We start from the raw sequence: 21,907 nt of genomic DNA on the forward strand, positions 1-21,907 counted from the left end.
AGATCACTTTTGTGTGTGGATAAGCTCAAAAGCCGAGTGAATGACAAAATCCTTTAAATAATAACAGATTCATTGCAGGAGGGACGGGGCCTGCGCCAAAATTGCCTAAATTCAGAATGATGGGAGCGCGCGTCACAACGGGCTTGTCGAAAGAAGTATATACGGCAACTTGAAGACGCGTCGTCGATATTACTGAATATCCGAACAGTCGGAACCGGCGAAGATCACTATAAGCAGGTAGAGCATGTCGAGCCCAATCGATCTGGAAAATGCCGATGAGGAATTGGAAGAGCGTGGCGGTATCGTCGGTCTGTTGAACCGCTACCGGGCGCTGATCGTCGCTTTCCTCACCGTCGCCGTCTTCTGCATCGCCGCCTATGCGATCTACGACCTGACGACCGAGGTGCGCTATGACGACGTCGTCCACGCCCTGACGACGACGAAGATCTCTTCGGTGCTGCTGGCGCTGCTGTTTACCGGTCTGAGCTTCGCCTCCCTGATCTTCTACGACCAGAATGCGCTCGAGTATATCGGCAAGCGGCTGCCGTTTCCGCATGTGGCGCTGACCTCCTTCAGCGCCTACGCGGTCGGCAACACGGCTGGTTTCGGTGCGCTCAGTGCTGGTGCGATCCGTTACCGTGCCTATACAAGGCTCGGCCTGTCGCCCGACGACATCACCCGCGTCATTGCTTTCGTCACGCTCGCCTTCGGCCTCGGGCTGGCTGCCGTCGGTGCTATCGCGCTTCTGGTCATTGCCGATGAGATCGGCCCGCTGATCAGCGTCAATGGCTTGTGGCTGCGGCTGATCGCCATCGCCATTCTCGCGGTGCTTGCTTTCGTGGTCTATGCCGGTCGCAACGGCCGCGAGGTGCGCATTGGGCCGGTCGAAGTTCGGCTGCCGGATTCGCGCACCTGGTCGCGGCAGTTCCTGGTCACCGCATTCGATATCGCGGCCTCGGCCTCTGTGCTCTATGTGCTGCTGCCGGAAACCTCGATCGGGTGGCCCGGCTTCTTCGCTATCTATGCCATCGCTGTCGGTCTCGGCGTGCTCAGCCACGTTCCGGCCGGCTTCGGTGTGTTCGAGACGATCATCATCGCCTGGCTCGGCAGTTCCGTGAATGAAGACGCCGTTCTGGGCTCGCTGGTTCTTTATCGCGTCATTTACAACGTCATCCCGCTCGTCATCGCGATCGCCGCGATCTCGGTGGCGGAGCTGCGTCGTTTCGTCGATCATCCGGTGGCTTCCAGCATGCGCCGCATCGGCGCCCGCGTCATGCCGCAGCTCTTGTCGGCCTTCGCGCTGCTGCTTGGCATGATGCTGGTCTTCTCGAGCGTCACGCCGACGCCGGATCAGAACCTGATCGTGCTGTCCGACTATCTGCCGCTCTCGCTGGTCGAAAGTGCGCATTTCCTTTCGAGCCTTCTCGGGCTGACGATCATCGTGGCCGCGCGCGGTCTCAGCCAGCGCCTGGACGGCGCCTGGTGGGTGTCGAGCTTTTCGGCGCTGCTTGCTCTGTTCCTGTCGCTGCTGAAGGCCATCGCCATCGTCGAAGCGGGATTGCTGGCCTTCTTCGTCTTCAGCCTCGTCGTCAGCCGCCGCCTGTTCAAGCGGCCAGCCTCGCTGCTCAACCAGACGCTGACGGCCGGATGGCTGACGGCCATTGCCGTCATCTGCATCGGCGCGATCGTGGTGCTGTTCTTCGTCTATCGCGATGTCGGATATAGCAATCAGCTCTGGTGGCAATTCGAATTCGCCGATGAGGCACCGCGCGGACTTCGCGCTGCCCTCGGTATCTCCATTCTGTCCTCGGCGATCGCGATCTTCAGCCTTCTGCGCCCGGCGACGAAGCGCCTGGAGCCCGTTACCGACGATGCGGTAACGCGTGCCGTCGAAATCGTCCGTAAGCAAGGCGTGGCCGATGCCAATCTGGTGCGCATGGGCGACAAGAACATCATGTTCTCGGAAAAGGGCGATGCCTTCATCATGTACGGCAAGCAGGGTCGTTCGTGGATCGCGTTGTTCGATCCGGTGGGCCCGCGCCAGGCGTTGCCCGATCTGATCTGGCGTTTCGTCGAGGCTGCACGCGCGGCAGGCTGTCGCTCGGTGTTCTACCAGATATCGCCCGCACTTCTATCCTATTGCGCCGATGCGGGCCTGCGTGCTTACAAGCTCGGTGAATTAGCCGTCGTCAATCTTGCCAATTTCGAGCTCAAGGGCGGCAAATGGGCCAATCTCAGACAGACGGCGAGCCGCGCGGTTCGCGACGGACTAGAATTTGCCGTTATCGAACCTCAAGATATACCTGAAGTCATGGATCAGCTTGCCCATGTGTCCGACACATGGCTTGCCGATCACAATGCCAAGGAAAAGAGCTTTTCGCTTGGCGCGTTCGATCCGGACTACGTGTGCTCGCAGCCGATCGGCGTGTTGAAAAAGGATGGTAATATCGTCGCTTTTGCGAATATCCTGATGACGGAGACCAAGGAGGAGGGCTCCGTCGACCTGATGCGTTTTTCGCCCGATGCTCCGAAGGGTTCGATGGATTTTCTGTTCGTGCAGATCCTCGAATACCTCAAGGGCCAGGGCTTTCAGCGTTTCAACCTCGGCATGGCACCGCTATCGGGCATGTCGAGACGGGAATCGGCGCCGGTTTGGGATAGGGTCGGGGGAACTGTCTTCGAACACGGCGAGCGGTTTTATAATTTCAAAGGGCTTCGTGCCTTCAAATCCAAGTTCCATCCCGAATGGCAGCCGCGCTACCTGGCTGTTTCGGGAGGTGTAAGTCCAATAATCGCGTTGATGGATGCCACATTCCTCATCGGGGGCGGGCTTAAGGGGGTCGTGAGGAAATGATCTTGAAATACGCAATGTCATTGGCTTTCGCATGCGTGGTGTCGATGGGCCTGCTGGTGTCGGGTCCGGCACGCGCGGAAGCCGACGATGCCAAATACGATCTGGGCATGATCCCGGCTCCGCACATCATGCGCCCGCAGGGCAAGGTTTCGAACGAAGTCGTGCTGATTTCCGATCTCGCCGGCTGGGGCGACAAGGAAAAAGCGGTTGCCGACAAGCTGGTCGCCAACGGTTCGCTTGTGATCGGTATCGACTATCCATCCTTCCTGGCTTCGCTCAACAAATACGATGTCAGCCAGAATGACGGCTGTATCTATATCGTCTCGGATCTGGAGTCGCTCAGCCAGCAGGTGCAGCGGTCCTTTGCCGACAGCACCTACCAGCTGCCTATCATCGCCGGTGTCGGCGCCGGTGGTGCCATGGCGCTGACGATTGCCGCCCAGACGCCGGATGCGACGGTCGCGGGTACGCTGGCTGTCGATCCGACTGCCGGCATCGGCCTGAAGCAGGAACTCTGCACGCCCGCCGAGAAGAAGACCGATGGCGACATGGTGTCCTTTGGCCTGCAGGAAGGCACCTTGCCGAACCCGATTCTCGTGACGTTCACGGCCAATGCGCCGAAGGACGGACGCGACCACGTCGAGGAGATCCAGAAGGACCATCCCGAAGTCCAAACCACGGATTCGGACAATGCAGACACCTATGCGACGCTCGAGGCATCGCTCGCCGATCTGATGAAGACGATCGACAGCTCGAAGTCGCCGCTTGGGCTGCCCGTCGACGTCATGGAGACGACGCCGACCGAGGATACGCTTGCAATCGTCTATTCGGGCGATGGCGGTTGGCGCGACATCGACAAGGAAGTCGGCAGCTATCTGCAGGACCAGGGTATTCCGGTCGTGGGCGTCGATACCCTGCACTATTTCTGGACCGAGAAGGATCCGCAGCAGACTGCGAACGACCTCGGCCGGATCATCGACTTCTACACCAAGCGCTTCAAGGTCAAGCATGTGGTACTGGTCGGCTATTCCTTTGGCGCCGATGTGCTGCCGGCGAGCTACAATCGCCTGCCACAGTCTGAAAAAGACAAGATCGTGCAGATGTCGCTGCTGTCCCTGTCGCAGAAGGTCGACTACGTGATCTCGGTCATGGGCTGGCTTGGCGCTTCGAGCGAGGGTAAGGGCGGCAATCCCCTCAATGACCTCAAGTCGATCAATCCGAAAATGGTGCAATGCGTCTATGGTAAGGACGACGACGAAGATGTTGCCTGCCCGCTGCTGAAGGGTACCGGCGCGGAAGTCATCGCCATGGATGGCGGTCACCATTTCGACGACGACTATGAGGCGCTGGCGAACCACATCATCAATGGTCTGAAGAGCCGCCTCGGCGAATAATTGCAACTGACGCGCGGCACGTCGCTGCCGCGCGTCAGTTGCCCTTGCCATCGGCGCAATGTCTTTTCCCCCGCAGTCACCCCAGCATTCGTTTGCTTCTTGTCGCGACTGCCGTTAGTCGGGGAAAGGCTTGTATCGTGAGGCCGCGCCTTGCGGCTGATCCCGTCTGTCTATCCAGAAAGGTTCTTCCTTGTCCGCTGCATCGTCCTCCGCCTTCACCAAGACCTATTCCGGCTTCCTGTTCGACATGGACGGCACGATCATCAATTCGATTGCTGCTGCAGAGCGTGTCTGGGGCAATTGGGCACGCGCCCAGGGTCTTGATGTCGAGAAGTTCATGCCGACCATGCATGGCAAGCGCGGGGTCGATACGATCGGCCAGTTGAACCTGCCTGGCGTCGATCCGATCGCGGAGGCGCTGAAGATCACCGAAGCCGAGATCGCCGATGTCGAGGGTGTCGTCGCGCTGCCCGGCGCCGTCGATTTCCTCGCGTCTTTGCCGCCGGAGCGCTGGGCGATCGTCACCTCGTCGCCCTATAGGCTGGCGCTGGCGCGGCTGGATGCCGCCGGGATCCCGGTTCCGCGCTTCATGGTCACCGCCGAAGACGTGAAGGTCGGCAAGCCTGATCCGCAGGGCTATATTCTCGGCGCGCAGCGCCTCGGCCTCAGCCCATCGGAGTGCCTGGTGTTTGAAGACGTCTTGGCCGGCGTCAAGGCGGGTGAAGCGGCCAGTGCCGATGTGGTGGTCATCACCGCGACGCATTCGCATCCGATCGAGACCGATCATACGACGCTGCAGAACTATGAGAATGTTCGTGCGCATGTGGATGGCGACGGAAAATTGTCGATCATCCGCAAGGACTGAAAGAGCTGACTTCTTTCCGCGACGGCTGGATGTCGCTTTCGCGCTTTGCAACGGGCGGCCGGCTCATTATGTTTCGCGATATCATAGATATTTGCGAAGATCCGATGAGCCCCAAAGAGCTGAAAGCCCGATACCGTAACGAATGTCTGGCGGCACGCGATGCCATTCCGGCCGATGAGCGCATCGAAAAAGGCCTTGCCATGCTTGCCCATGGCGGCGATGTCATCGATATCGAACCGGGGACGGTCGTCTCCGGCTTTCTGCCAATCCGCTCCGAAGTGGATATAAGACCGCTGATGGCGCGGCTGCGGGAACGTGGTGCACGGCTTTGCGTGCCCGTCATCCTCGACCGCAACACGATCATCTTCCGGGAGCTTGTTGCGGGTGCGCCGCTGGTTCCCGTCGGATTCGGGACTTTCGGCCCGGGTTCCGATGCGGCGGTGTTCGATCCCGATGTCATGCTCGTGCCGCTTTCGGCCTTTGACAGAAGCGGGCATCGCATTGGTTATGGGGCGGGCCATTACGATCGCGCTATCGAGCGCTTGCATCAAAAAGGCTTGAATCCCCAGCTGATCGGCATTGCATTCGATTGCCAAGAAGTGCCATCAGTACCGGCTGAGCCGCATGATGTCCGTCTTGACGCGATTTTGACCGAGAGCGGACTCAATTTCGTTTCGGAAGTGATTGGATAGCGAATGCGGCTGCTTTTTCTGGGAGATATGGTCGGCAAGACGGGACGAACCGCGGTGTGGGAACGCCTGCCGGGGCTCGTATCCGACCTGAAGCTCGATTTCGTCATCGTCAATGGCGAAAACGCCGCCGGCGGCTTCGGTATCACCGAGGATATCTTCCTGGAAACGATCAATGCCGGCGCTGATGTCGTGACGACGGGCAACCATGTCTGGGACCAGAAGGAAGCCGTCGTTTTCTGCGAGCGCCACGACCAGTTCCTGCGGCCCGCCAACTATCCGGCCGGCACGCCCGGCCGCGGTTCCGGCCTCTATTACGCCCGCAATGGCGCGCGCGTGCTCGTTGCCAACATCATGGGCCGCGTCTTCATGCATCCGGAGCTGGACGATCCCTTCAAGTCGGCTGAGGCCATTCTCGATGCCTGTCCGCTGAAAGAGCAGGCGGATGCGATCGTCTTCGATTTTCATGCGGAAGCGACGAGCGAAAAGCAGTGTTTCGGTCACTTCGTCGATGGCCGCGCGAGCTTCGTTGTGGGCACGCATACGCATGTGCCGACTGCGGACGCACAGATCCTGAATGGGGGCACGGCCTATATGTCGGATGCCGGCATGTGCGGTGATTATGATTCCTCGCTCGGCATGGAAAAGGAAGAGCCGCTGAACCGCTTCATCTCTAAGATGCCGAAGGGGCGTTTCGAAGCGGCTTCGGGGCCGGCCACCATCTGCGGCGTCGGCGTCGAGATCTCCGATGCGACGGGCTTAGCGGAAAAGATCGCGCCGCTGCGGCTTGGTCCGAGGCTTGCCGAGACCATTCCGGACTTCTGGCGCTGATCGCTGCATTAGAGCCGGATGATTTTAGGTCGAATCGGCCTAAAATCTGAGTCCGCTCTAGAATCAAAGAAGTAGAGCGTGATGTCGTCCGAAAACCGCATACACTTTTCGGCATCACGCTCTATAATTCATCATTGTTCGATGATGACGCGATTGTGAGCAATCGTGCCTGAATGTCGCTGGACCCGTTTCAGGTCATGCCGCATCCTTCGGCCACTATCTGGCTTGAGGGGATGGCATGATGCAGCGATTTCCTGTCCTCGCCGTGTTTTTCCTGGCGATCATCCTCAGCTGGAGCGTCGCGGACGCCCAGCAGAATCCGGTTCGTCCGCAACCCAGCCAATGCCAGGCGATCGCGCAGTCCCTGCCCAAGGCGACATTCGCGAGCTTTTCTCCTCCCGGTCCGGCGCTCGCCAATGATCCGGTTAATGGTGATGTGAAGATCACGTTCCTCGGTCACGCGACGCTTTTCATCGAAACGCCAGGCGGTGTATCCATCGCCACGGATTACAGCGGCGCCTTTCCGCCGCCTTACACGCCGGAAGTGGTGACGATGAACAAGGCGCATCCGAGCCACTACACGCTGACGCCGGACCCGGCGATCAAATATGTGCTGCATGGATGGAGCGATGTGCCCGGAGAGCCGGCCAAGATCCGCATGACCGTCGGTGATACGTTGATCCGCAATGTCGTCACCGATATTCGCTCCTGGGGCGGCGGCATCGAAGCCAACGGCAATTCGATCTTCATCTTTGAGGTGGCGGGCCTTTGCATCGGCCATCTCGGGCACCTGCATTTCGAGCTCACCGACCAGCAGTATGCCGAGATCGGTCGGCTCGATGTCGTGATGGTGCCGGTCGACGGCGGCCTGACCATGGGAGCCGACAGCATGAGCCGCGTGGTGAAAAGGCTGCGCTCGTCGCTCATCTTGCCCATGCATCGCTGGGGGCCGCCAGTCGATCAGTTTCTCGCCCTGTTCGGTCCCGATTTCGACATCGCCTATGCGCCGACCCCGAACGTCACGGTGTCGGTGAAGACCTTGCCGCGCAAGCCGCTGATCTATGTGCTAAAGGGGCTGTGACCATCGCGATCACCTTTGAGATATTCTCGATTGCGACCGCTCTCCATCCCCATTATCCGGCTTTTCACTTGAATGAAGGCCGCTTCGCTCTTATAAGGCGGCCATTCCCAACAAAAGACGTGAACAGGGGTGCCATGGCTGGCCATTCACAGTTTAAAAACATCATGCACCGCAAGGGCCGTCAGGACGCGGTGCGGTCGAAAATGTTCTCCAAGCTGGCGCGCGAAATCACGGTTGCTGCCAAGATGGGTCTGCCCGACCCGGCCATGAACGCAAGCCTGCGTCTGGCGATCCAGAACGCCAAGGCGCAGTCGATGCCGAAGGACAATATCGATCGCGCCATCAAGAAGGCTTCCGGTGCCGACACCGAGAATTACGATGCGATCCGTTACGAGGGCTACGGTCCGGGCGGCACGGCGATCATCGTCGAAGCACTGACCGACAACCGCAACCGCACGGCGTCCAACGTCCGCTCGATCTTCACCAAGGCCGGCGGTGCGCTGGGCGAAACCGGTTCGGTTTCCTTCTCCTTCGACCATGTCGGCGAAATCACCTACAAGCCTTCCGCCGGTGATGCCGACAAGGTCATGGAAGCGGCGATCGAGGCCGGTGCCGATGACGTCGAAAGCGACGAAGAAGGCCATGTGATCATCTGCGCCTTCGAATCTCTCGGCGAAGTCGCCAAGGCGCTCGAAGCGACGCTCGGCGAAGCCGAAACCGTCAAGGCGATCTGGCGCGCTCAGAACAACGTGCCGGTCGACGAAGAAAAGGCCCAGTCGCTGATGAAGCTCATCGAAAACCTCGAAGACGATGACGACGTCCAGAACGTCTATTCGAATTTCGAAGTTTCGGACGAAGTTCTGGCCAAGCTCTCGGCCTGATCCTTTGCAGTTATTCAAGAAAAGCCGGCTGTAGAAACACAGCCGGCTTTTTGCGTTATGGGGCTGTCGCACGGATAAAAACGTCGCGGAAGGTGAAGAGATCCGGTGCGGCGACATCGGAGACCGCCCAGAAGACCAGTCCGTCCGCATGCCATTCGACGAAATTATAGCCCTCCTTCTCGGCATTGGTTTTGGCTCCCGCAGCGCCCGGCCAGATGAAGAGATTGATGACATGGCCATGCCGGCGATAGATCAGCGCCGCCACCACCCGCCCGTCGAGATAATCCACCCGACCGCCGACCAAGGGGAAGCCCTGTGTCGCCAGATCGACCACGGGCGGGGAGAAATCGATCTTGCCGTTGAACCATGGTTTGACCGTGTGCTGGTCTGAGGTCAGCACGTCGGTCAGGTGATCGGCGAGCATTGAGCGCACATGGCTGGCAAGAAGCTGATCCTCGATCGTCTGGCTCTGCTGCTGCACATTCAGCACCAGCATGAGGCTGGCGGCGAGAACGGCAAGCGAGGGCACGAAGCTCCATTCGCGCACGAGCCGCCAGACACGCTGCCACGGGCTCTTCGTGTGGCTCGCGGCTGTGCGCCTCATCATGGATTGCTCCAGCGTGAGTGCCGCCTGCACGCGGGCATGGACGGTATCAGGCGCTTGCCATTTCACACCCTCGCGTGCGGAAAGACGCTTGACCATCAGGGCATTCTCCATCTCGCCGGCGCAGTCCCGGCAGGTGGCCAGATGTGCCTCGAAGCGCGCGGCAGTGGCTGCGTCCAGTTCGCCGTCGATGAAGCCGTGCAGCAGGTCGTTCCATTCGCCGTGGTCATGGTGCTCTCCGCCGCTCATCGTGCCGCCTCTTTTCCTTCGAGGCTGCGCCAGACTTCGCCGAAATCGCGGCGGGCACGGGCGAGGCGCGACATGACAGTGCCGATCGGCGCATCGATGATCTCGGCGATTTCCTTGTAGGAGAGATCCTCGAGTTCGCGCAGAACCAGAACCTCGCGCATGGGATCGGGCAACCTGTTGATGACCTCGCGCACGCGCTGCGTTTCCGATTTGCGGATGAAGGCCGCCTCGGGCGTATCCTCTTCGGAGGTAGGGTCGGGGGAGGGCGAGCCTTCATCCGAATCCCATTCGTCCGTCATCGGCTGCTCATAGCGGGTCTTGCGCCGCCCCTCCTGCAGCCAGGCGTGATAGCAGTTGCGGACGATGGTGAAAGTCCAGGCGCGGGCATCGCCGTCGCGAAAGCCGCCAAAACCGCGATAGGCACGCAGATATGCCTCCTGCACGATATCCTGCGCGGCATCGGCATCGCGGCTCAGGAAGCGCGCGAAATTATAGGCGGCGTCCAGATGCGGGATGATCGTTTGCTGGAAGCGGCGCATGCTCTCGTCGGGCGGAGCGATCGCGCGCTTCAGTGGCTCCGCGCCGGCAGCGGATTGAGCGACCGTCATCTGGACGGCGTGATTGCCGGGCTGCGCCTCGGCAATGAAACGACGCAGGCGAGCCAGAAATCGCGCAAACCTGCTGATCGCGGTGTTTTGCGGCGAGTGCCATGTCCATGGGTGGAGCTGGCCGCCAAGCGTCATCGAACTCACAAGTCGGGCGTCTGTCATCATGATCCCCGCAAAACGCCGATGCCGACTGTAAGCTTCGGATAAGGCGCTTGCAATGTTGCCTGAGAGGCTAGATCGCGCTTGCGCGAGTTTTATTCCCGGTCGGATGAAAAAAGTCGGAACCACGGAATGCGGAATGTCCGCCATTCCCTCCGCTCAATCTCCCGCCGCTAAAATAGTCGAATGAATTTCAATGGCTTGCAAGAAATCTTCGGTCGAGGGGGAATAAGCGCTCATCACCGTCGATCTTCTTCCTCAGTGGATGGTCGCAATCGCTTGCGACCTCCGCCTGGCCCGAAAAGCCATAACCCTGAGGAGATATTGCGATGTTTGACATGACCCGCCGCGCCGTGCTCGGCACGGCTGCAGCTGCGGCAGCCTTCGGGCTGTCGTCGAAGCTCGAATTCATACCGCAAGCCTTTGCCGCCACGCCGCTGGAGCCGACGGTCGGCTTCTACAAATACAAGGTCGGTTCGATCGAAGTCACGGCCATCTATGACGGCATCTGGCGCAAGCCGCACGATCCGGCCTTCATCAAGAACGCCTCCGTCGAAGACACCAAGGAAGCGCTTTCCAAGGCCGGTCTGACCACCGACTTCATGCCCATTCCGCTGACGGTCGTCGTTCTCGATATCGGCGGGAGCAAGATCATGATGGATGCCGGCTCGGGTGTCGGGCAATGGCAGACCAATGCCACGCATCTGCCGGCCAACATGGCGGCCGCCGGCATCGACCACAAGAAGATCGATACGATCATGATCTCGCATTTCCATCCGGACCACGTCTGGGGCCTGATGGAAAAGGGAACGAACGCGGCCGTCTTTCCGAATGCCGAGTTGGTCGTCAATACGGCCGAATACAAGTGGTGGACCGATCCCGGCCGTGTCGACAAGCTGGCGGAGGGCCGCAAGGAGGCCGGCCGGCGCATCGCCTCCGTCTTCCCGACGTGGAAGAACTGGAAGCTGGTTGACGACAATGCGGAAGTGGCGCCCGGCGTGCACATGATGGCCGCATATGGTCACACCCCCGGTCATTCCGTCTTCCTCATCGATGGCGGCAGCGAACAGCTGATGGTCTCGGCCGACATCATGTATGTGCCGGCACTGCTCGCACCCCATCCGGAATGGCAAGGCGCCTACGACCAGGATGGCCCGATGGCCGTGGCCACCCGCCGCAGGCTGATCGATCGCGTCATTGCCGACAAGGTCAGGATCTGCGGCTCGCATTTCCCATTCCCGGGCTCCGGTACCTTCGTCAAGGACGGCAATGCCTATGGCTTCACCCCGACCATCCAGGCCTGAGCGGCCAGAAAGAGGAGCAACTACCATGTTCAGACATGCCATTTTCGTGGTCGTCGGCCTGTGCGCCGTCGTCATCCTTCCGGCCGCAACGACGGGCGTTGCCTTTGCCGTTGATAATATGGAATCGACCGATGCGCCGGACCTGACCTCCGTGCGTGCCAAGATCGACGCGAAGGACTATGCCGGCGCACTCGCCGAGCTTCGCGATATCGCGGAAGAGCACCAGCAGGCTGATGTCTACAATCTGATGGGCTTCACCCTGCGCAAGACCGGCGATTTCAAGACATCTCTGACCTACTACACCAAGGCTCTCGAATTGCAGCCGGATCACAAGGGCGCGCATGAATATCTCGGCGAACTCTATGTCGAGACTGGCGACATGCCCAGGGCCCGCGAGCAGCTGGCAACGCTGACCAAGCTTTGCCCTAGTGGATGCGAGGAGCTTGAGGATCTGACCAAGGCGATCTCCGCCAAGGCCAGCAACTGAGGCCCGATCTCCATCGTTCCGGCGGCATTTGACCATGTCTTGGAGGTGCTGCCGGGGATGATCGGAGCTTCGGTGAACTTATCACGGGAAGGAGAAAGGCCATGGAATTCGAAGAGGAGAATGCCATCCTAGTAAACTTCGCCGATATGGCGCTGCTGTTCGGCCGCATCCTCTTGTCGCTGCTCTTTCTGGAAGAGGGTATCGAACTTGCCAGCAATTTTGACATTGCGTTGGAGGCCATGGCCAAGCTTGGCGTCACAACCCCCGTCGCGACCGCGACCATCGTGCTGCAGCTTGGAGCCGGCTTTGCCATTGCGTTGGGGTTGATGACCCGCCTGGCGGCATTCGGTTTGGGCCTGTTTTGCTTGTTGACGGCAATGCTCTTTCACACCAACTTCGCCAGCCACAACGAATTGCTGCATTTCGAAAAGGATCTGGCGATCGCGGGCGGTATGTTTGCCCTGATCGTCGCCGGCGCCGGCAAGCTGTCGTTCGACATGCTCATCCGGCGTTATTGGAAGACGAGGCTCGTGGCTTGAGCCCGTCGATTGTCCGGTGAGCCGCGCAAAGGGTTCGGCTCACCCGTTGAATTGTTTTTCCGAGAATCAGGATACCTTTTGGAAGCTTGGAAGCGTTGCGAACAGCTCCACGGATTTCAAGCGCGCCTCGATGTCATGGATCGGCATCGAAATGATCACTTCATCGGCCTCCGTATCCTGGATGAACTGCGAAATCTTCTTTTCGGCCGTCTCAGGCGAGCCGACGATGGCATAGCGCAGCGTGTTTTCCACGTTCAGCTTTTCCATCGGCGTCCAGAAATCGTCCATGTCGCTGCGTGGGCGCGGGAAGGGGCCGCGCACGTTGCGGCGGAGATTGACGAATTGCTGCTGTGCGGAGGTGAAGTGATACTGTGCTTCTTCATCCGTATCGGCCACGGCGCCCATGGCGCCGACCATGACATAGGGCTTGTCGAGCGTGGCCGAAGGCGTGAAGCGCTCGCGATAGATGGCGATGGCATCCATCAGGGCTTCCGGCGCGAAATGCGAGGCGAAGGCATAGGGCAGGCCGAGCATGCCGGCGAGGTGCGCACTGTAGAGGCTGGAGCCGAGCAGCCAGATCGGCACGTTGGCGCCATGGCCGGGAACGGCGAGGATGATCTGTCCTTCGTCGGCGGGGCTGAAGAGGTGCTGGAGCTCGACGATATCGTTTGGGAAGCTCTGTGCGCCTGCCTCCATGTTGCGCCTTAGAGCCTGCGCCGTGCGCATGTCCGTGCCCGGCGCGCGCCCAAGGCCGAGATCGACGCGGCCGGGAAACAATGCTTCCAGCGTGCCGAACTGTTCGGCAATGACTAGCGGCGAATGGTTCGGCAGCATGACGCCGCCCGAACCGATGCGGATGCGCGAGGTTGCCGCGCCGACATGGCCGATGACGACCGACGTCGCGGCGCTGGCGACACCCGGCATGCCGTGATGCTCGGCAAGCCAGAATCGGTTGTAACCAAGCTCTTCCGCCTTCTGCGCCATGCGCTTCGAACTCTCGAAGGATTGGCTGATAGTGCTGCCTTCGGCAACGGGAGAAAGATCGAGGATGGAAAAGGGGACCATGGCAAGAAACCTGCGTGGTGGAAGGGAGGGTTGCTTCCACATGTAGGAGCGCTGTCCGCTCATTCCAAACCCATCGCCGCAATTTCGTCACGATGTTTTCAGCGTGGCTCCGGCAACCCAATCCAGGCCTTGTTTTTGTTTTGTTCACATTTTGCTGGCACATGTCGGGCCTGAAAGATAGGTTGGCTTATGCAGAATACGATTCGCATCATCGGCATCGATCCGGGCCTGCGCCGCACCGGCTGGGGTATCATCGATACGCTTGGCAATTCGCTACGCTTCGTGGCGTCGGGAACTGTGACGTCGGACGGTGACATGGATCTCGCCTCCCGCCTTTGCCAGCTGCATGACGGGCTTGCCGATATCGTTCACAGCTACAAGCCGGATGAGGCGGCGGTCGAGCAGACCTTCGTCAACAAGGATGCGGTGGCGACGCTGAAGCTCGGGCAGGCGCGCGGCGTCGTCATGCTGGTGCCGGCCCGCGCCGGTCTGCCGGTGTCGGAATATGCGCCGAATGCCGTTAAGAAGGCCGTCATCGGCGTCGGCCACGGCGAGAAGCAGCAGATCCACATGATGTTGAAGATCCTGATGCCCAAGGTCGAGTTCAAGGGCAATGACGCCGCCGACGCGCTGGCTATCGCCATATGCCATGCCCATAACCGCGGCACCAGCAGACTGCGGCAGGCAGCACTAGCCGGATAGTTTGTTCTTGACTTGTTCCTATGGTAATGATAATTCTTACTTTGTAATTGGAGAGTAAGAATGCGTGTGACATCCAAGGGGCAGGTGACTATCCCCCGCGACTTGCGTCAGCTGGCTGGCATTGAGCTCAACAGCGAGGTCATATTCTCCATCGAGGATGGAAAGCTGGTTGTTTCGCCCAAGAACGGCAAGCGGGAGATTGAGGATCGGCAGCGGCTCGATCGGTTCATGGCTACCCTCAAGCGCCTGGAAGGCACCGGTGATCAGGATATCGACGCCGAAGCGCTGATGTCGATGACGCGTGACCGGTAGGCATGGTCACCATCGTCGACACGAATGTGTTGGTTGATCTGGCGATATCTGGTTCAGCCTGGCACGGTTGGTCCAGTGGGCAGGTTCTTTCCGCTTTCAAACGAGGACCGGTGGTTATCAACCCCATCATCTATGCGGAATTCTCTGTGCGTTACAGCAGCATGGATCAAGTAGACGAGTTGCTGCCGCAAAGCGAATTTCGCCGTGAAAGCCTTCCCTGGTCAGCAGCATTTGCCGCAGCGGCGACTTTTAGGGTTTATCGCCAGGCTGGCGGTGGGAGAGAGCACATTCTTCCAGATTTTCTGATCGGAGCGCACGCCGCGGTGCGTGGCTACTCCATATTGACGCGTGATCCCAAGGGCTACCGCTCCTACTTTCCTTCGCTCGACCTCATCACCCCCGAAACCCATCCCTGACGGACCTCATTCATGATCGGCAAGCTGAAAGGCACAATCGAAGAGATCGGCGAAGACTATGTGCTCGTGGACGTGCACGGCGTCTGCTATGTCGCCTATTGTTCAGCCCGCACACTCTCGAAGCTCGGTTCTGTCGGCGAGGCCTGCATTCTTTTCATCGAGACCTATGTCCGTGAAGACCAAATCCGGCTTTTCGGCTTCATGACGGCGCTGGAGCGCGAATGGTTCAATATCGTGCAGACGGTTCAGGGTGTGGGCGCGAAGGTGGCGCTGGCGCTGCTGTCGACCCTGACGCCGGCCGAGCTTGCCAATGCGATCGCCTTGCAGGATCGTGCCGCCGTCTCGCGGGCGCCCGGTGTCGGCCCGAAGGTTGCCATGCGCATCGTGACGGAACTGAAGAACAAGGCTCCGGCTTTTGCCGGTGACGCCGCAAACATTCAGCTCAAGCAGGAGTTGGGGGAAGGAGTCGCATCGGCACCTGTAGCAGATGCGGTTTCGGCGCTGACCAATCTAGGCTACTCCCGTGATCAGGCTGCCAATGCCATCGCCGCGGCGATAAAGGCGGCCGGCGAGGGCGCCGATAGCGCAAAGCTGATCCGGCTCGGGCTGAAGGAACTCTCGCGGTGAGGCTTTGCACCTTCCGTAATCCTCACTATTGTCGCAAAGTCGAGAGAGCGAGCTTCGGCGCAGGAGCCGCAAAACGCATACCGGGAATGGAACTTCTGACATGAGTGAAGCCGCACGTCTTATATCGCCGGAAAAGCGGGGCGAAGACATCGATGCGACGCTCAGGCCGCAATCGCTGGACGAATTTACCGGCCAGGCGGAAGCGCGCGCCAATCTGAAGGTCTTCATCGAGGCGGCCAAGGGTCGCGGCGAGGCGCTGGATCATGTGTTGTTCGTCGGCCCACCCGGCCTTGGCAAGACGACGCTGGCGCAGATCATGGCAAAGGAACTCGGCGTCAATTTCCGCTCGACATCCGGCCCCGTCATCGCCAAGGCAGGCGATCTGGCGGCGCTGCTCACCAATCTTGAGGAGCGCGACGTGCTCTTCATCGACGAGATCCATCGTCTCAACCCGGCCGTCGAGGAAATCCTCTATCCGGCCATGGAGGATTTTCAGCTCGATCTGATCATCGGCGAGGGCCCGGCGGCGCGTTCGGTGAAGATCGATCTCGCCAAGTTCACGCTGGTTGCGGCCACGACCCGTCTCGGCCTGTTGACGACGCCGCTGCGCGATCGTTTCGGCATTCCGGTGCGCCTGAGTTTCTATACGGTCGAGGAACTTGAACTGATCGTCCGGCGTGGTGCGAGGCTGATGGGGCTTGGCATGACCGATGAGGGTGCGCGGGAGATCGCGCGCCGCGCCCGCGGTACGCCACGCATTGCCGGACGACTGCTGCGCCGCGTACGCGATTTCGCCGAGGTCGCCAAAGTCGAAGCGGTGACGCGCGAGATTGCCGACGAGGCTCTGACGCGGCTTCTCGTTGATAACGTCGGCTTCGACCAGCTAGACAAGCGCTACCTCAATATGATCGCGGTTAATTTCGGCGGTGGGCCTGTCGGCATCGAAACCATAGCCGCCGGGCTTTCCGAGCCGCGGGATGCGATCGAGGATATTATCGAGCCCTATATGATCCAGCAGGGCTTCATTCAGCGTACGCCGCGCGGCCGTGTTTTGACCGCGATCGCCTGGAAACATCTTGGCATGCAGCCGCCCAAAGATCTGGAGGCCGCGCAGTTCGGGTTGTTCCGGGAGGACGATTGAATGCTTGGCCGTCGTGCCTTCCTGAAGCTTTTCGGCGGCAGCATATTTGGTTTGATGGCACTCGGGGGATATGCTCTCGGATACGAGCCGGTCGTTCGTCTCAACGTTACGCGCTATGCGCTGACCCCACCCGGATGGGCTCCTGGGCTCAAGCTCAAGATCGTCGCGCTTGCCGATTTTCATGCCTGCGAGCCGTGGATGAATGCCGAGCGCATCGCGTCGATCTGTGCCCGCGCCAATGAGCTCGGCGGTGACATCATCGTGCTGCTCGGCGATTATACATCGGGAACCGATCTCATTACCAACCGCGTCGATCATCGCATCTGGGCGGCGGAACTGGCGAAGCTGAAGGCGCCGCTTGGCGTCCATGCCATTATCGGCAATCACGACTGGTGGCATGATTCCACGGCACAGAGAACCGGCCATGGGCCGACATTCAGCCATCGGGCATTGGAAGCTGTCGGCATCGAAGTCTATTCCAATCGCGCGGCGCGTCTGGAAAAGGACGGGCAAGGCTTCTGGCTTGCCGGCGTCGAGGATCAACTCGCGTTGCGCCGGAGCATGCGCTGGAAGCGTCCCTTCACGAAGGGCCTCGACGATCTCGGTGGCACAATGGCGCAAGTGAGCGACGACGCGCCGGTGATCCTTCTCGCCCATGAGCCCGATATCTTTCCCGCTGTTCCCGAGCGTGTGTCGCTCACCCTGTCGGGACACACCCATGGCGGGCAGGTAAGAATTTTCGGCTGGTCGCCTTATTCGCCCTCGCGTTACGGTGACCGGTATGTTTATGGCCATATCGTCGAGGAGGAGCGCCATATCATCGTATCCGGCGGCCTCGGCTGCTCCATTGCGCCGGTCCGCTTCGGCGTTCCGCCTGAAATCGTCGTGATCGGCGTAGGATAGGGAATCATGTCGAAACGCAAACTCATCAGATTGAATGCCGGTTCCCAGCGCTTCCAGATGCGCGTCGCAGGCCTTGGCTTTCGCGACGGCCATGTCCTGGTGCATCGCGCCGTGCATGAGCCCTTCTGGACTTTTCCCGGTGGCCGCGCCGAGATCGGCGAGACCTCGGAAGAGACATTGCGGCGGGAAATGGTTGAGGAGCTTGGCATCGAGGTTACGGTCGGGCGCCTGCTCTGGTCGGTCGAGAATTTCTTCCATTACGAAGAGATGGACTGGCATGAGCTCGGCCTCTACTACCTGATGGATATTCCAGCCGGCTTTCGTTTCGATCCCCAGAAGATCGTGCATCGCATTCAGGATGGCGATGACGAGTTGGAATTCAAATGGGTGCGGGCGACACGCGATGCGCTGGTGGCGCTCGATATCCCACCTTATTTCATCGTCGAGGAAATCGAGGCCTTGCCGCTGACATCTCGTCATCTCGTCTGGCGGGATGGTGATCTCGACAAGGCTTGAGGAGGAGGCTTATGTCCGCTTTCGATCCGGTTCGCAGCTTTCGCAAGCTTGCCTATAACAACGCATTGGCGAATGTCCGGCTGCATCGTGCTTGTGCGGCCCTGCGGTCCGGCGAATTCGAGGCCAAGCGCGTCAGCTTCTTTCCGTCGATCAAGGCAACCCTCAATCATATCCTGACGGTCGACTGGTTCTATGTCGACGCACTTGAAGGCGGCGCTCTGGGCCTCAAAGCTTTTGACATCGAGGAGCCCTATGATCGGCTGGACGAGCTGAGATTGGAACAGGCCGATGTCGATCGCAGGCTGGTCGCGTTCTGCGAGGCGCTAACGCCGGAGACCGCGATGCGGATCATCGATATCCAACGCGAGGGCCGCATCCAGCGGGAGAGGGCAGACGATGTGCTGAACCATCTGTTCCAGCATCAGACGCATCACCGCGGGCAGGTGCATGCCATGCTGGCCGGAACCAGCGTCGCGCCGCCGCAGCTCGACGAGTTCATCGTTTCCGACGATGCGCGGTTCAGGGGCGAGGAATTGGCGGTGCTTGGTTGGGACGAGACAAAGCTGATGCGTTGATACCGGCCTTTTGGTGCGCCGATTTAGCCAGTGTCTCTATCGTTTGTTTGAGCAGGGCCTTTCCGCCGCCTTGCCAGCCAAGGGCTTGGATCTTTGACGTATTCATGGCGTTAACTGCGCCGCGCTCCACTGGCGCCGGCGGCGCGTGTGGACAGCCGGTTGCTGTCTGGAGATGGCTAAGGATCTCGTGCGTGTCGGTCAGAATATCCGACACATTGAAGGCTTCACCGTCTATGCGGCCGGCTTCCGTTTCCAGCAGAAGACGAGCCGCACGGCCGAGATCGCGGCCGTGAACCTCGGTTCCGGCGCGAGACGGAACAGGTCTGCCGTTCAGATAGTCGTCGAAGAGATCGTCCCACTTGTTGGGTCGCAAGTCGCCATAGACGCCTGTCGCTCTTAGGCTCATGGTCGCAAAGCCGGGCGCGGACAGAGAGAAAAGTGCGTGTTCGGCGTCGCGCTTCACCTCGCCGTAGAGCGTGTTTGGCATAGGTTTGGTCGCCTCCGTCAACGCCTCTCCGGCAACTGCGTCGCCATAGACAGCACGTGAGGAAAGAAAGATGCAGCGGCGAATGCCGGCCCTTCTGGCCGTCTCGAAGAGCTTCATCGTGCCATCGAGATTGAGGCGGCGAAAACCATCCGGATCATCACCCTCACCGCCGCGATATTTGCCCGCGACATGGTTGAAGGCCGCGTGCACGAAGAGATAGGCGTCGTCGAAAGCACGGCTTTGATTTTCCGCCGGATCGAGGCTTAAGGGGACGAAAGAGACGGGCTGCGAAAAGAAGCCAGGTGACGGGGGGTTCCGTCCGCCGATTGCAACCTTGTAGCCGGCCGATAGCAGCTCTTCGGCGATGTATCGGCCGACGAGACCCGCTCCGCCTGAAATCAGGACTTTCATGCCGCCGCTTTCGGATTTGCCAGCGTGGCGATATCGGGCAAGTTCCGGCCGGCATGGAAGCTGTGCCACAGCTCGATCAGCGGTCTCAGCTGCTCGGCCTTGGGATGGTTTTCCTCCCAGGGCTTTTCATATTGATAGTGTAGGATCGAGACGCTGTTCCAGTTCCAGAGCTCGGGCATGCTGAACCAGACATATTGCAGCATGTTCATGAAGATGGGCAGTCCGTGCCAATCCGGGAAAAAGGCCTCGAGGAAGGTCTGATCCGTGCGGCGCCAGAAGACATCGGGGCGATCGAGCCGTTCCAGCATGTGCCGAAAAGTCGCAAGCGACGGTTTGGCGACGAAGACGCCGGAATTCAGCCGATGGAAATCGCCAAGGCTTTCGTAGACGTTCGGGGCGGCCGAAAATTCCGGATAGTCGAAGAGCCTATCGACATTTCGCAGCACCAGCGCGTCAGCATCGATGAAGACGCAGGTGTTGTATTCGATCAGCTGCCAGAGCCGTAGCTTGCAGAAATTGTCGAGCGGTGTGTGGAAGGAGGGCTTGCGGCCTTTGGTGAATGGGGCGGCGGCGTGAAGATTGCCGCCGGCATGCCGCTCGTTGAAAGCATCCGACAAAGGCAGGTGCTCGACTTCGACCAGCCGGCAATCGAGCGCTGACAGCGGGGCAAGGTCGTTCTCATTGACCCCCGCCGTGTGGAGTACGACGATGTCGGCTTTCGTGCCGCTGCGCACGATCGAGCGGGCCAGCGCCAGCGCACCCATGGCATAATCGGCATTCGTGACGAGCGTCACGAATGCCTGCCCGGCACGAGGGCGGCTGTGAGGCCGCAAGCCTTGCAGCATTTCGCTTCCAAGCATCATGATACGGACTTCAGCCTCTTGCCCTCGGGATCATGGTTGACCGTCGCGGCGAGATCCTTGGTCCAGGCGGAGATGGCCGGGACGCGCGAGCGGTCGACGCGATAGGCATATTTCTTGGCGACATCGACGATTTCGCCGAGAAGACCCGCCTCCAGCGTGATCGGCGCAAGCCCAAGATCGAGGAACTTGTCGTTCTTGACGATCAGCTCGTTCTCCGGAGCTTCCTTGCGCGGATTGGGCAGGCGCACCACTTCCGCGCCGCTCATCTTGGCGATCATCTCGGCAAGATCGCGCACGCGATGCGTTTCCGTCATCTGGTTGAAGATTTCGACGCGGGCGCCGCGGGCCGGCGGGTTCTTTAGCGCCAGTTCGATGCAGCGCACCGAGTCCTGGATATGGATGAAGGCGCGGGTCTGGCCGCCGGTGCCATGCACGGTCAGGGGATAGCCGATCGCCGCTTGGATGAGGAAACGATTGAGGACGGTGCCATAGTCGCCGTCATAGTCGAAGCGGTTGATCAATTGTTCGTGGCGGCGCGTCTGTTCCGTGTGCGTGCCCCAGACGATGCCCTGATGCAGATCGGTGATCCTCAGTGCGTCATTCTTGGCATAGAACTGAAACAGCAGCTGGTCGAGGCACTTCGTCATATGGTAGATCGAGCCAGGATTGGCCGGATAGAGGATCTCCTGACTGACGGTGCGGCCATCGGTCGTCTCGATGCCGACGGGCAGGTAGCCTTCAGGGATCGCTGCGCCGATCGTCGAATAGCCGTAGACGCCCATGGTGCCGAGATGCACGAGATGCGCGTCGAGATTGAGGTCTACCAGCGCGTTCAGGAGATTATGTGTGGCGTTGACGTTGTTGTTGACCGTGTAGTTCTTGTGCCGGTCACTCTTCATCGAATAGGGGGCGGCGCGCTGCTCGGCGAAATGCACGATGGCATCGGGGCGATGCTCGGTCAGCCATTTCTTCAGGAGCTCATAGTCCTTGGCCAAATCGATCAGGTGGAAATGGATCCGGCGGCCGGTTTCGGCGTGCCAGATGCGGGTGCGTTCCTGGATCGAATCCATTGGCGTCAGCGACTGGACGCCCAACTCGGTATCGATCCATCGGCGGGAAAGATTGTCGAGGATATGGATCTCATGACCGGCGTCGGAGAGGTGAAGCGAGGTTGGCCAACCGATGAATCCGTCACCGCCCATAACCGCTATTTTCATGAGATTTTTCCTTCTGCGCCGATCCGCGATCCGGCACCATTCCGGATAGTCGGAGTTTATGACAATTGTTCAAAGCTTGCTTGATGGCAGAACTTCGGCCAAAGAGGTGCCGGACATTCACGGAGAT

The 21,907-nt window shown here is 59.8% G+C and carries 24 protein-coding genes; 18 read left to right on the forward strand and 6 right to left on the reverse strand.

Annotation, left to right across the window (positions count from 1 at the left end):
- Positions 1 to 244: 244 nt before the first annotated feature.
- The 7 genes from mprF to PH558_RS01480 all read left to right on the forward strand — a co-directional run bounded on the left by mprF (position 245) and on the right by PH558_RS01480 (position 8,595).
- Complete coding sequence (gene mprF, locus PH558_RS01450) at positions 245 to 2,854, forward strand: bifunctional lysylphosphatidylglycerol flippase/synthetase MprF (protein WP_285201866.1); 2,610 nt, start codon at positions 245 to 247, stop codon at positions 2,852 to 2,854.
- Positions 2,851 to 4,248, forward strand: coding sequence for a virulence factor (locus PH558_RS01455; protein WP_095435729.1), 1,398 nt, complete (start codon positions 2,851 to 2,853; stop codon positions 4,246 to 4,248). The genes mprF and PH558_RS01455 overlap by 4 nt, the downstream gene beginning before the upstream one ends.
- Before the next feature lie 190 nt (positions 4,249 to 4,438).
- Entirely contained in the window at positions 4,439 to 5,113 is a 675-nt protein-coding gene (locus PH558_RS01460) for an HAD family hydrolase (protein WP_285201867.1), read from the forward strand.
- A 104-nt stretch (positions 5,114 to 5,217) separates the two neighbouring features.
- Positions 5,218 to 5,805, forward strand: coding sequence for a 5-formyltetrahydrofolate cyclo-ligase (locus tag PH558_RS01465; RefSeq protein WP_285201868.1), 588 nt, complete (start codon positions 5,218 to 5,220; stop codon positions 5,803 to 5,805).
- 3 nt (positions 5,806 to 5,808) lie between these two features.
- The gene (locus PH558_RS01470; RefSeq protein ID WP_069611843.1) at positions 5,809 to 6,633 is read left to right on the forward strand and encodes a TIGR00282 family metallophosphoesterase; all 825 of its coding nucleotides are present in this window, start codon (positions 5,809 to 5,811) and stop codon (positions 6,631 to 6,633) included.
- 238 nt (positions 6,634 to 6,871) lie between these two features.
- Entirely contained in the window at positions 6,872 to 7,714 is an 843-nt protein-coding gene (locus PH558_RS01475) for an MBL fold metallo-hydrolase (RefSeq protein WP_285201869.1), read from the forward strand.
- 134 nt (positions 7,715 to 7,848) lie between these two features.
- The gene (locus PH558_RS01480) at positions 7,849 to 8,595 is read left to right on the forward strand and encodes a YebC/PmpR family DNA-binding transcriptional regulator (RefSeq protein ID WP_095435726.1); all 747 of its coding nucleotides are present in this window, start codon (positions 7,849 to 7,851) and stop codon (positions 8,593 to 8,595) included.
- Between the two features lie 55 nt (positions 8,596 to 8,650).
- On the opposite strand, the gene PH558_RS01485 is transcribed toward PH558_RS01480, so the two are convergent.
- On the reverse strand, positions 8,651 to 9,448 hold the full coding sequence (locus PH558_RS01485) for an anti-sigma factor family protein (RefSeq protein WP_285201870.1): 798 nt from the start codon (positions 9,446 to 9,448) through the stop codon (positions 8,651 to 8,653).
- On the reverse strand, positions 9,445 to 10,218 hold the full coding sequence (locus PH558_RS01490; protein WP_285201871.1) for a sigma-70 family RNA polymerase sigma factor: 774 nt from the start codon (positions 10,216 to 10,218) through the stop codon (positions 9,445 to 9,447). The genes PH558_RS01485 and PH558_RS01490 overlap by 4 nt, the downstream gene beginning before the upstream one ends.
- Positions 10,219 to 10,544: 326 nt before the next feature.
- Between PH558_RS01490 and PH558_RS01495 the strand changes: the two genes are divergently transcribed.
- The 3 genes from PH558_RS01495 (at position 10,545) to PH558_RS01505 (ending at position 12,545) form a co-directional block, all read left to right on the forward strand.
- Positions 10,545 to 11,519, forward strand: a complete 975-nt coding sequence (locus PH558_RS01495) for an MBL fold metallo-hydrolase (RefSeq protein WP_285201872.1) — start codon at positions 10,545 to 10,547, stop codon at positions 11,517 to 11,519.
- A gap of 25 nt (positions 11,520 to 11,544) precedes the next feature.
- On the forward strand, positions 11,545 to 12,006 hold the full coding sequence (locus PH558_RS01500) for a tetratricopeptide repeat protein (RefSeq protein WP_113408231.1): 462 nt from the start codon (positions 11,545 to 11,547) through the stop codon (positions 12,004 to 12,006).
- A gap of 101 nt (positions 12,007 to 12,107) precedes the next feature.
- On the forward strand, positions 12,108 to 12,545 hold the full coding sequence (locus PH558_RS01505; RefSeq protein WP_285201873.1) for a DoxX family protein: 438 nt from the start codon (positions 12,108 to 12,110) through the stop codon (positions 12,543 to 12,545).
- Between the two features lie 66 nt (positions 12,546 to 12,611).
- Here PH558_RS01505 and PH558_RS01510 read toward each other — a convergent pair whose 3' ends face one another.
- Complete coding sequence (locus PH558_RS01510; protein ID WP_095435720.1) at positions 12,612 to 13,610, reverse strand: LLM class flavin-dependent oxidoreductase; 999 nt, start codon at positions 13,608 to 13,610, stop codon at positions 12,612 to 12,614.
- Between the two features lie 189 nt (positions 13,611 to 13,799).
- Between PH558_RS01510 and ruvC the strand changes: the two genes are divergently transcribed.
- From ruvC to PH558_RS01550, 8 genes are all read left to right on the forward strand, one after another.
- Positions 13,800 to 14,312, forward strand: a complete 513-nt coding sequence (ruvC, locus tag PH558_RS01515) for a crossover junction endodeoxyribonuclease RuvC (protein WP_095435719.1) — start codon at positions 13,800 to 13,802, stop codon at positions 14,310 to 14,312.
- A gap of 60 nt (positions 14,313 to 14,372) precedes the next feature.
- Positions 14,373 to 14,624, forward strand: a complete 252-nt coding sequence (locus PH558_RS01520) for an AbrB/MazE/SpoVT family DNA-binding domain-containing protein (RefSeq protein ID WP_069611835.1) — start codon at positions 14,373 to 14,375, stop codon at positions 14,622 to 14,624.
- A 2-nt stretch (positions 14,625 to 14,626) separates the two neighbouring features.
- A complete protein-coding gene (locus tag PH558_RS01525; protein WP_095435718.1) occupies positions 14,627 to 15,040 on the forward strand; it encodes a type II toxin-antitoxin system VapC family toxin in 414 nt (137 codons plus the stop codon).
- A gap of 12 nt (positions 15,041 to 15,052) precedes the next feature.
- A complete protein-coding gene (gene ruvA / locus PH558_RS01530; RefSeq protein ID WP_095435717.1) occupies positions 15,053 to 15,667 on the forward strand; it encodes a Holliday junction branch migration protein RuvA in 615 nt (204 codons plus the stop codon).
- Positions 15,668 to 15,767: 100 nt separating this feature from the next.
- Entirely contained in the window at positions 15,768 to 16,808 is a 1,041-nt protein-coding gene (gene ruvB / locus PH558_RS01535) for a Holliday junction branch migration DNA helicase RuvB (protein ID WP_112335057.1), read from the forward strand.
- On the forward strand, positions 16,809 to 17,711 hold the full coding sequence (locus tag PH558_RS01540) for a metallophosphoesterase (RefSeq protein ID WP_285201874.1): 903 nt from the start codon (positions 16,809 to 16,811) through the stop codon (positions 17,709 to 17,711).
- Between the two features lie 6 nt (positions 17,712 to 17,717).
- The gene (locus PH558_RS01545) at positions 17,718 to 18,227 is read left to right on the forward strand and encodes an NUDIX hydrolase (RefSeq protein ID WP_285201875.1); all 510 of its coding nucleotides are present in this window, start codon (positions 17,718 to 17,720) and stop codon (positions 18,225 to 18,227) included.
- Positions 18,228 to 18,238: 11 nt separating this feature from the next.
- Entirely contained in the window at positions 18,239 to 18,802 is a 564-nt protein-coding gene (locus tag PH558_RS01550) for a DinB family protein (RefSeq protein WP_285201876.1), read from the forward strand.
- Here PH558_RS01550 and PH558_RS01555 read toward each other — a convergent pair.
- The 3 genes from PH558_RS01555 to PH558_RS01565 are packed head-to-tail and all read right to left on the reverse strand — an operon-like array spanning position 18,747 to position 21,780.
- Positions 18,747 to 19,700: an NAD-dependent epimerase/dehydratase family protein gene (locus tag PH558_RS01555; protein ID WP_285201877.1), complete on the reverse strand. Its 954-nt coding sequence runs from the start codon at positions 19,698 to 19,700 to the stop codon at positions 18,747 to 18,749. The genes PH558_RS01550 and PH558_RS01555 overlap by 56 nt on opposite strands.
- Complete coding sequence (locus PH558_RS01560; RefSeq protein ID WP_244575338.1) at positions 19,697 to 20,560, reverse strand: glycosyltransferase; 864 nt, start codon at positions 20,558 to 20,560, stop codon at positions 19,697 to 19,699. The genes PH558_RS01555 and PH558_RS01560 overlap by 4 nt, the downstream gene beginning before the upstream one ends.
- Positions 20,560 to 21,780 carry an NAD-dependent epimerase/dehydratase family protein gene (locus tag PH558_RS01565; protein WP_095435713.1) on the reverse strand — a complete coding sequence of 407 codons (1,221 nt, stop codon included), beginning with the start codon at positions 21,778 to 21,780 and terminating at the stop codon, positions 20,560 to 20,562. Before PH558_RS01565 ends, PH558_RS01560 begins: the two co-directional genes overlap by 1 nt.
- Positions 21,781 to 21,907: the final 127 nt, after the last annotated feature.

Origin of the sequence: Rhizobium pantanalense (genome assembly GCF_030182525.1) — a bacterium.
GTDB lineage: Bacteria > Pseudomonadota > Alphaproteobacteria > Rhizobiales > Rhizobiaceae > Rhizobium.

Excerpts from the sequence above, each read along its gene's own strand:
- mprF (WP_285201866.1), top strand. The coding sequence starts at position 245 with ATGTCGAGCCCAATCGATCTGGAAAATGCCGATGAGGAATTGGAAGAG.
- PH558_RS01455 (WP_095435729.1), top strand. The coding sequence starts at position 2,851 with ATGATCTTGAAATACGCAATGTCATTGGCTTTCGCATGCGTGGTGTCG.
- PH558_RS01465 (WP_285201868.1), top strand. The coding sequence starts at position 5,218 with ATGAGCCCCAAAGAGCTGAAAGCCCGATACCGTAACGAATGTCTGGCG.
- PH558_RS01470 (WP_069611843.1), top strand. The coding sequence starts at position 5,809 with ATGCGGCTGCTTTTTCTGGGAGATATGGTCGGCAAGACGGGACGAACC.
- PH558_RS01475 (WP_285201869.1), top strand. The coding sequence starts at position 6,872 with ATGATGCAGCGATTTCCTGTCCTCGCCGTGTTTTTCCTGGCGATCATC.
- PH558_RS01480 (WP_095435726.1), top strand. The coding sequence starts at position 7,849 with ATGGCTGGCCATTCACAGTTTAAAAACATCATGCACCGCAAGGGCCGT.
- PH558_RS01485 (WP_285201870.1), bottom strand. The coding sequence starts at position 9,448 with ATGAGCGGCGGAGAGCACCATGACCACGGCGAATGGAACGACCTGCTG.
- PH558_RS01490 (WP_285201871.1), bottom strand. The coding sequence starts at position 10,218 with ATGACAGACGCCCGACTTGTGAGTTCGATGACGCTTGGCGGCCAGCTC.
- PH558_RS01495 (WP_285201872.1), top strand. The coding sequence starts at position 10,545 with ATGTTTGACATGACCCGCCGCGCCGTGCTCGGCACGGCTGCAGCTGCG.
- PH558_RS01500 (WP_113408231.1), top strand. The coding sequence starts at position 11,545 with ATGTTCAGACATGCCATTTTCGTGGTCGTCGGCCTGTGCGCCGTCGTC.
- PH558_RS01505 (WP_285201873.1), top strand. The coding sequence starts at position 12,108 with ATGGAATTCGAAGAGGAGAATGCCATCCTAGTAAACTTCGCCGATATG.
- PH558_RS01510 (WP_095435720.1), bottom strand. The coding sequence starts at position 13,610 with ATGGTCCCCTTTTCCATCCTCGATCTTTCTCCCGTTGCCGAAGGCAGC.
- ruvC (WP_095435719.1), top strand. The coding sequence starts at position 13,800 with ATGCAGAATACGATTCGCATCATCGGCATCGATCCGGGCCTGCGCCGC.
- PH558_RS01520 (WP_069611835.1), top strand. The coding sequence starts at position 14,373 with ATGCGTGTGACATCCAAGGGGCAGGTGACTATCCCCCGCGACTTGCGT.
- PH558_RS01525 (WP_095435718.1), top strand. The coding sequence starts at position 14,627 with ATGGTCACCATCGTCGACACGAATGTGTTGGTTGATCTGGCGATATCT.
- ruvA (WP_095435717.1), top strand. The coding sequence starts at position 15,053 with ATGATCGGCAAGCTGAAAGGCACAATCGAAGAGATCGGCGAAGACTAT.
- ruvB (WP_112335057.1), top strand. The coding sequence starts at position 15,768 with ATGAGTGAAGCCGCACGTCTTATATCGCCGGAAAAGCGGGGCGAAGAC.
- PH558_RS01540 (WP_285201874.1), top strand. The coding sequence starts at position 16,809 with ATGCTTGGCCGTCGTGCCTTCCTGAAGCTTTTCGGCGGCAGCATATTT.
- PH558_RS01545 (WP_285201875.1), top strand. The coding sequence starts at position 17,718 with ATGTCGAAACGCAAACTCATCAGATTGAATGCCGGTTCCCAGCGCTTC.
- PH558_RS01550 (WP_285201876.1), top strand. The coding sequence starts at position 18,239 with ATGTCCGCTTTCGATCCGGTTCGCAGCTTTCGCAAGCTTGCCTATAAC.
- PH558_RS01555 (WP_285201877.1), bottom strand. The coding sequence starts at position 19,700 with ATGAAAGTCCTGATTTCAGGCGGAGCGGGTCTCGTCGGCCGATACATC.
- PH558_RS01560 (WP_244575338.1), bottom strand. The coding sequence starts at position 20,560 with ATGCTTGGAAGCGAAATGCTGCAAGGCTTGCGGCCTCACAGCCGCCCT.
- PH558_RS01565 (WP_095435713.1), bottom strand. The coding sequence starts at position 21,780 with ATGAAAATAGCGGTTATGGGCGGTGACGGATTCATCGGTTGGCCAACC.